Source organism: Clostridioides sp. ZZV15-6598 (genome assembly GCF_020657705.1).
In the GTDB taxonomy this organism is placed as follows: domain Bacteria; phylum Bacillota; class Clostridia; order Peptostreptococcales; family Peptostreptococcaceae; genus Clostridioides; species Clostridioides difficile_F.
Genome location: NZ_JAGWCS010000168.1, coordinates 1 through 7,587, shown reverse-complemented (window position 1 = coordinate 7,587; position 7,587 = coordinate 1). Strand labels below are relative to the sequence as shown.

7 protein-coding genes are annotated in these 7,587 nt (G+C 30.8%); 1 reads left to right on the top strand and 6 read right to left on the bottom strand.

Features of this window, described 5'->3' with window-relative positions:
* Nucleotides 1-95 precede the first annotated feature (95 nt).
* The 6 genes from KGF50_RS19350 to KGF50_RS19325 form a co-directional block, all read right to left on the bottom strand.
* A complete protein-coding gene (locus tag KGF50_RS19350) occupies nt 96-1,028 on the bottom strand; it encodes a CAP domain-containing protein (RefSeq protein WP_227849572.1) in 933 nt (310 codons plus the stop codon).
* Between the two features lie 409 nt (nt 1,029-1,437).
* Nucleotides 1,438-2,772: a GntP family permease gene (locus KGF50_RS19345; protein WP_227849571.1), complete on the bottom strand. Its 1,335-nt coding sequence runs from the start codon at nt 2,770-2,772 to the stop codon at nt 1,438-1,440.
* Between the two features lie 63 nt (nt 2,773-2,835).
* Nucleotides 2,836-3,612 carry a 3-hydroxybutyrate dehydrogenase gene (locus KGF50_RS19340; protein WP_227849570.1) on the bottom strand — a complete coding sequence of 259 codons (777 nt, stop codon included), beginning with the start codon at nt 3,610-3,612 and terminating at the stop codon, nt 2,836-2,838.
* 97 nt (nt 3,613-3,709) lie between these two features.
* Nucleotides 3,710-4,375, bottom strand: coding sequence for a 3-oxoacid CoA-transferase subunit B (locus KGF50_RS19335; RefSeq protein WP_227849569.1), 666 nt, complete (start codon nt 4,373-4,375; stop codon nt 3,710-3,712).
* Nucleotides 4,375-5,031 (bottom strand): CoA transferase subunit A, encoded by a 657-nt coding sequence (locus tag KGF50_RS19330; protein WP_227849568.1) that lies wholly within the window; start codon nt 5,029-5,031, stop codon nt 4,375-4,377. The genes KGF50_RS19335 and KGF50_RS19330 overlap by 1 nt, the downstream gene beginning before the upstream one ends.
* Nucleotides 5,032-5,039: 8 nt before the next feature.
* Nucleotides 5,040-6,218 carry an acetyl-CoA C-acetyltransferase gene (locus KGF50_RS19325; RefSeq protein WP_227849567.1) on the bottom strand — a complete coding sequence of 393 codons (1,179 nt, stop codon included), beginning with the start codon at nt 6,216-6,218 and terminating at the stop codon, nt 5,040-5,042.
* A 352-nt stretch (nt 6,219-6,570) separates the two neighbouring features.
* Here KGF50_RS19325 and KGF50_RS19320 point away from each other — a divergent pair, with 352 nt between their 5' ends.
* On the top strand, nt 6,571-7,473 hold the full coding sequence (locus tag KGF50_RS19320) for a LysR family transcriptional regulator (protein ID WP_227849566.1): 903 nt from the start codon (nt 6,571-6,573) through the stop codon (nt 7,471-7,473).
* Nucleotides 7,474-7,587: the final 114 nt, after the last annotated feature.

The window sequence follows — 7,587 nt, the reverse complement described above, 5'->3', positions numbered from 1 at the left end:
AAGTTATATTATAGTATAGATACAAAAGAGTATCCCATTTATGATTTTTAAAAATCATCTTGAGATACTCTTTTTGTATATAGAAAAAGAGTATTTTATCCTACAAAGATTTGTGTCCAGTAAATTGAACCACCACTTTTTTGTGCTACTCCAACACCTATTTTACTGTAATTTGGATTTAATATATTTTTTCTATGACCTTCAGAATTCATCCAAGCATTTACAACTTCTTTTGGTGTTTTTTGTCCCATTGCTATATTTTCACCAGCTGTTTTATAGCTTATCCCAAACTTTTTTAACATGTCAAATGGAGAACCATAAGTTGGAGAATTATGTGCAAAGTAATTGTTGTCAATCATATCTTGAGATTTTTTTGTAGCGACATTTGATACATCAGCATCAAGAGTAAGTGGATTTAATCCAGCTTTAGATCTCTCTACATTTACTAAATCAACAACTTCTTTTTGGTAAGCTGAAAAATTTCCAGTTGTAGAGCCTGAATTGTTATTATCTTCAGGTTTATTAGTAGAGTCTGAGTTGTTATTGTCCTCAGGTTTATTAGATTCTGAGTTATTATTGTCTTCAGGCTTATTAGTAGAGTCTGAATTGTTGTTGTCCTCAGGTTTATTGTCTTCTGGTTTATTACTATCTTCAGGCTTATTAGTAGAACCTGAATTGTCGTTATCTTCAGGCTTACTAGAGTCTGAGTTATTATTATCCTCAGGTTTATTAGTAGAACCTGAATTATTGTTGCCATTAGGCTTGTTAGTAATATTACAATTCTTGTCATTATGATTCTTATCTTTGCAAGAATTATCCTTGTCAGGTTTAACTTCTGGTTTTACAGAACAATTTGGCTTTGCTGAAAACTTAAATTTAGCATTAGTATATACTAAATTTTTATTACTTATATTCATATTGTTTTCAAGTGACGAAGCACTTGCAGTAACAGCACTGGAAGCTGTTGCTAAGGTTAACACTCCTAAAGCTAGTATAGTTTTTAATTTTGTTGGTATATTTTTTCTCATTATAAACACCTCTCAATCTAAAAATTCTAAAAATGTTACTAAATTGTAACCTTTAGTGTAGGGGGTACCCGTGCATTTATACTAACATAGAATCAAGTGTTTTTTTACTGTAAAGATATGTAAATAAAATATACCTGGAATAAATAGGTATATTTTATGATGTTTGATAATTTTCATCATTAATCTGCATAGTATGGCATAACTGCTTTAGAAGAAATAGTGTTTTTATAATAATTCTATGATGTAAAATTCTGGTTGTGGTAAATTTTTTTTATAGTTAGTGATATTTATTTAATATATACTTTGAAAATCAGTAAAAAAAGTATCTTTAATTAAGTTTTTAAAAATAGAAAAGCCATCTAGCATAAATAGATGACTTTTTATATAATAAATTGTAGTTTGATTTAGTTTAATACATTAGTAATCCTAATGTAATTACAATGATTTCTGCTATTAATGAACCAACTGCAACCACAATAAAAGTTTCTTTAAAACCAGTTTTATGTGTTAATTTAGATAAACTCAAGAATGTAAGAAAAACACCACTTTGAGGTACTATTGTTAATATATTTGAAGCAATTGTAGCAACACGATGGATTAACTCTGGGTTCATACCAGTACTTAGATAATAATCTGCAAAGTTCGGCATTACTATTCCCAAAGCCCCAGAAGAGGAACCTGTTATTGCTGACATTGTTGAAGTTAAAACAGTAAGGCTTATAAGTGGACTGCCTGGTATTGACATGATAAGTTTACTGAATATATCAAAGCCTGGTGCAGCCATTATTACAGCTCCAAATGCAACAGCAGAAGATGTTGCAAAAATAGGTCCTATAGAACCACTAGCACCAATACTCAATGTTTGTATTTTTGATGATAAAAATTTACGGAATAGAAAAGCAGATAAAACAATTGCAACTATTAAGGCTATGTAAATTACATTTTTTTTCATAAACTCTGAACCAAAAGTACTTCCAGATATTGCTATGATTACAAGTGACAATAGAGGAAAAATACTTGCAAAAAATCCTGGTAACTCTCTATCTAAAGATTCTTCTTCTACATCTGAAGTGTAAGTTGAATAAGTTTCTCCTTTCCTAAGACTCTTGTTTAAAGTATATTTCATGTATACCAGACCAAATACAGCACAACCTATACTTCCTGCAATACTTGGTATAGCTGCTGCAGTAAGAGATGTGTTTAGGTACTGAATAGGAATAACATTTTGAATAGCTGGTGTACCAGGAATCATAGTCATAGTAATTGTTGCAATTCCAAGCCAAAGAGGTATCTGAATAAGATTCCAAGAAATATCAAGCTTTTTAAATAGAGTTCTTGCAAGTGGAATAACTGCAAACATAACTACAAATAAACTTATTCCACCATATGTTAATATAAAACTTACTATAAATATAGCAACTAAAACTCTGTAAGGGTGATTAGAACCAAATTTATTTAGAATAAAATCAGCTATAGATACAGTAGCTCCACTTTCCTCCATAAACTTGGCAAGTATAGAACCTAACAAGAATATTGCAAAGTAGCTCATTATATAGTTTCCAAGTGCTCCCATATAATTATTTTTGTCAGCACCCAGCATTGATGTCACGACATCCATTTTATTTAAGAGAACAACTATTAAAGTTGCTATTGGAGCAGCTATAGTTATATGAATTTCTTTAACTGAAAAATATATAATAGCTATAATACCAATAATTATACCAATTGGTGCGATAATACTCATAAATATCCCTCCTTAGTAGAAGGACCTGAAGAATAAATTCCTCAAGTCCTAAATATGTAATAACTATTGTGCAGTATATCCTCCATCTAGTAGGCAAGCTTGTCCTGTAATTCCTTTAGCCTTGTCACTAGCTAAGAACATTGCATAATCAGCAATTTCTTGAACATCTAGTAGACGTTTTTGAGGTACAAGTGGATATAGAACTTCTTCTAATACACTTTCTAGTGGTACATTACGAGTTTTTGACAGGTCACTAAATTGACCTCTAACAAGTGGAGTATCTACATATCCAGGGCATATAGCATTAACTGTTATACCTGAGTCAGCAGCTTCAAGTGCAGCAACTTTTGTTAGTCCTATAAGTCCATGTTTAGCTGAATTGTAAGCAGCTTTACCAGCAAATCCTATTACACCATTGATTGAAGCCATGTTTATTATACGACCAAATCCTTGTTTTTTCATTATAGGGAATACTTTTTTAGTAGCTATAAAAGGTGCTGTTAACATTATTTTTATCATAAATTCAAATTTATCAGTTGGGAAATCTTCTATCATAGCAACGTGCTGAAGACCAGCATTATTTATTAGTATGTCTAATCTTCCATATTTTTCTAGAGTCTTATCTATCGCATGGTTAATTTCTTCTTCTTTAGTTACATCACACTTTACATTTGCACAATCATAACCTTCTTTTTGTAATTCTGATGTAACATTATCTAGTGCTTCTTGATTTATATCAGAGAATACTACCTTAGAACCATTCTTCAAGAATGATTCAGCTATTTGTTTGCCAATTCCACTTGCAGCTCCTGTTACGAATACAACTTTGTCTTTAACCATTTTTATTTCCTCCAATTTAATTTTATTTTTATATTAATTTTTTGTATTAATATTTTGCATTTTTTTCATTTATTTTATGATGTGATTTTGACTTATTTTAAATAATTGATGTCTCTTTATTTAATGAATCTGATAATATTAAAGGTGCTTCAGTAGCAGAAAGAACTTCGTCTAATGTGAAGATAGGATTTATTTCTATAAGTAGAAGTCCATCTGTTGTTACTTCTATAACTCCCATCTCAGTCACAATTAAATCTACAGCATTAGTTGCAGTAAGTGGAAGAGTGCAGTTATTTAATATTTTTGCTGAACCTTTTGAAGTGTGTTCCATTGCTACAATGACTTTTTTTGCTCCAGTTACTAAATCCATAGCTCCACCCATACCAGGAACCATTTTACCTGGAATCATATAATTAGCTATGTTGCCATATTTGTCAACTTGAAGTGCTCCAAGAACAGTTACATCTACATGACCTCCTCTGATTATTCCAAAAGAAGTGGCACTATCGAAAAAACAACCTCCAGGAAGAATAGTAACTGGTTGACCACCAGCATTTACAATAGTTTCATCACTTAAATTTCCATCTTCAGCTGGCCCTAGACCTAGAAATCCATTTTCAGATTGCAAAATAACGTTTACCTCGTCTGGAATATAATTTGCTACTTTGGTTGGTAAGCCTATACCAAGATTTACAACAGCTCCATCCTTTAATTCTTTAGAGACTCTGTTTGCAATATATTCTTGCATTTCTAATTTATCCATTATAAATTACCTCCTTCAACGATGTAATTCACAAAAACACCTGGTGTAGTAACTTCATTTGGGTCGATATCACCTATTTCAACAATTTCACCTGCTTCGACTATTGTAATATTAGCAGCTGAAGCCATTAAATTATTAAAGTTATTCATAGAACCTTTGTAAACTAAGTTACCTGCTTTATCTACCTTTGAAGCAAATAAAAGAGCAACATCAGCATGAATTGGTTTTTCAAGAAGATATTCTTTACCATCGACAACAATCTTTTGCTTTTCTTCTTCTATAAGAGTACCAATACCAGTTGGTGTTAGTATTCCACCTAAGCCATAACCAGCTGCACGAATTTGTTCAGCAAGAGTTCCTTGAGGAACTAATTCAACATCTGTTTCATTATCATTCATCTGTCTTCCTGTTTCTTTGTTTAATCCTATGTGAGAGGCAATTATCTTTTTGAACTGCTTATTAACAACCATCTTTCCAACACCCTTGTCAATAAAACCAGTATCATTACAAACTAATGTTAAATCTTTTATACCTTTATCACATAAATAATCAATTAAATTTTCTGGAGAGCCATTGGCCATGAATCCACCAACCATTACTGTATCTCCATCTTTGATATGAGATAGAGCCTCATCAATGCTAACTATTTTATTCATATTTCCTCCTATCGTGAAACTATCATTGCTATTCCTTGACCGCCACCAATACAAAGTGTTGCAAGGCCAGTTTCTACTTTACGTTTTTGCATTTCATAAATAAGGGTCACAAGTACTCTAGCTCCACTTGCTCCTATTGGATGCCCTAGTGCTATTGCACCACCATTTACATTTAATTTAGATGAATCTATTTGAAGTTCATTTTTAACTGCAAGTGCTTGTGCTGCAAATGCTTCATTTGCTTCTACCAAGTCTATATCGTTAATATTAAGACCTGCTTTTTCTAGTGCTTTTTTAGTTGCAGGAATCGGACCAGTTCCCATGATTTCAGGTTCTACGCCAGATGATGCATATGATTTTATTGTAGCAAGTGGCTTAAGTCCAAGCTCATCTGCTTTTTGTTGACTCATTAGTATCAACATTGCTGCACCATCATTAATTCCTGATGCATTTCCAGCTGTTACAGTACCATCTTTTTTAAATGCAGGTTTAAGCTTGGCTAGTATTTCAGATGTCATGCCTAATTTAGGATATTCATCTGTATCAATAGTTTTAATTTCTCTACGATTTATTGCAACTTCTACTGGAACAATCTCATCCTTGAAACGATTGTTTTTTATAGCTTCTTCAGCTTTATTTTGGCTTTCTAGTGCTATTTTATCTTGCATTTCTCTTGTAATTTCAAATTTATCAGCAACATTTTCGGCAGTGATTCCCATATGGTATTGATTGAAAGCATCTATAAGACCATCTGTTAGCATACTATCTATCATAGTAACATTGCCCATTTTACTGCCAAAACGAGCAGTAGGAATAATGTAAGGCGATTGAGTCATATTTTCAGTACCACCTGCAATTACTACATCATTTTCACCAGCTATGATTGATTGAGCTGCTAGTTGAATGCTTTTAAGTCCTGAGCCACATAATTTATTTACTGTGTAACTTGGAACAGAACTTGGTATACCTGAGTTTATGGCAATTTGTCTAGCAACATTTTGTCCAAGCCCTGCTTGCAGAACATTTCCAATTATCACTTCATCTATTTCAGATAAATCAAGTTTTATACGGGAGATAGCCTCCTTAACAGCCACAACTCCAAGTTGAACAGCAGAAGTATTTTTAAATACTCCACCAAAGTTTCCTATAGGTGTTCTTACTGCTGATACAATTACTACATCTTTCATGTTTAATAGTTCCTCCTTGAATGATTATTTAAAATTTTCTGAATAAAAAACTTTGAAGAACACTATAATAAATTACTTATAATACAAGCTTGTTTTTAAGTATTTTAATTATCTTTATTCCTAATGCTTTAGGTTTTCCTCTTTCTAACTATAGATTACGGCGAAAAATGCGTTTTGTCTAAGTCTAATTTTTTATACAACATATAAGGAAAATTTATAGGATAAAAATTTAGAGTACATATAGAGGAATATTTTGTTAAAATATTAATGAAATTATTTTGATTTTCTTATAAAATGTTCTTATAAGAAAAAATATTAATATCAACTATACTTGTAAGAAAGGTGGTTTGAAATGGATATAAAACAGTTAAAATATTTTGTTGAAATAGTGAAATCTGGTTTTAATTTATCAATTGCATCAAAAACTCTTCACATATCTCAACCAGCTTTAAGTCAAATTATAAAAACCTTTGAAGAGAATGAAAATGTATATTTATTTGAGAGATATAAAGGCAGGTTAAATGGCTTAACTCCAGCAGGAGAAAGATTTTATGTAAATGCAGAAAATATTATAAATGAATATAAAAATATGATGGAGGATTTAAGAGAAGATTCTGTTCAATTTAAAGGAAAGGTTAGAATAGGGATACCACCACTTATACTTGGAATAGCTTTTTCTGATGTAGTTGCACAATTAGTTGCAAACAATCCAGATATAGAATTCGATATAGTAGAGAAGGGCGCATACGATTTAAGTAGAATGCTTATTTTACAGGAATTAGATTATGCAGTTCTTTTACATCCACATAAAATTGATAGGAGTGTAGTAACAGAACATGTACTTCAAGAAGATGAACTTACTGCATTTTTAAATATAAATCATCATCTTGCAAAGAAAAATAAAATAGATTGGAAGGATTTAAATGAAGAATTGCTTGCAATATTTAATCCTACATTTATGATACATCATAAATTAATGCAAAAATTTACTGATGAAAAAGTTAAACTTAAGAGATATATTATGTCTGGTTCTTGGGATTTCTTGTTGTTATCAACTACAAATTCTGATTTTATAACTATTTTACCATCACCAGTACATGATTTTTTTGAAAATAGTCAAATTATAGAAAAACCATTTAATGACCCTATTACATGGAAGGTTGTATTATGTAGACCTAAAAAAGAGCGTTATAGTCATGTAGATGAGCATGTATTTAAATTTATTATAGATTTCTTTAGTAAAAAGAATTTATAAGTTGTTATTTTAATAACAAAATATAAATAAAATAATTAAATTTATTTACAATAAACTATTAGTTTTTCAACTACATATTATTAAAGGAAAATAAACTTTATATAATGTATAAGG

Bases quoted from the DNA above. Each gene is read 5' to 3' on its own strand.
- KGF50_RS19330 (WP_227849568.1), bottom strand. From the start codon at position 5,031: ATGAATAAAATAGTTAGCATTGATGAGGCTCTATCTCATATCAAAGAT.
- KGF50_RS19345 (WP_227849571.1), bottom strand. From the start codon at position 2,772: ATGAGTATTATCGCACCAATTGGTATAATTATTGGTATTATAGCTATT.
- KGF50_RS19350 (WP_227849572.1), bottom strand. From the start codon at position 1,028: ATGAGAAAAAATATACCAACAAAATTAAAAACTATACTAGCTTTAGGA.
- KGF50_RS19320 (WP_227849566.1), top strand. From the start codon at position 6,571: ATGGATATAAAACAGTTAAAATATTTTGTTGAAATAGTGAAATCTGGT.
- KGF50_RS19325 (WP_227849567.1), bottom strand. From the start codon at position 6,218: ATGAAAGATGTAGTAATTGTATCAGCAGTAAGAACACCTATAGGAAAC.
- KGF50_RS19335 (WP_227849569.1), bottom strand. From the start codon at position 4,375: ATGGATAAATTAGAAATGCAAGAATATATTGCAAACAGAGTCTCTAAA.
- KGF50_RS19340 (WP_227849570.1), bottom strand. From the start codon at position 3,612: ATGGTTAAAGACAAAGTTGTATTCGTAACAGGAGCTGCAAGTGGAATT.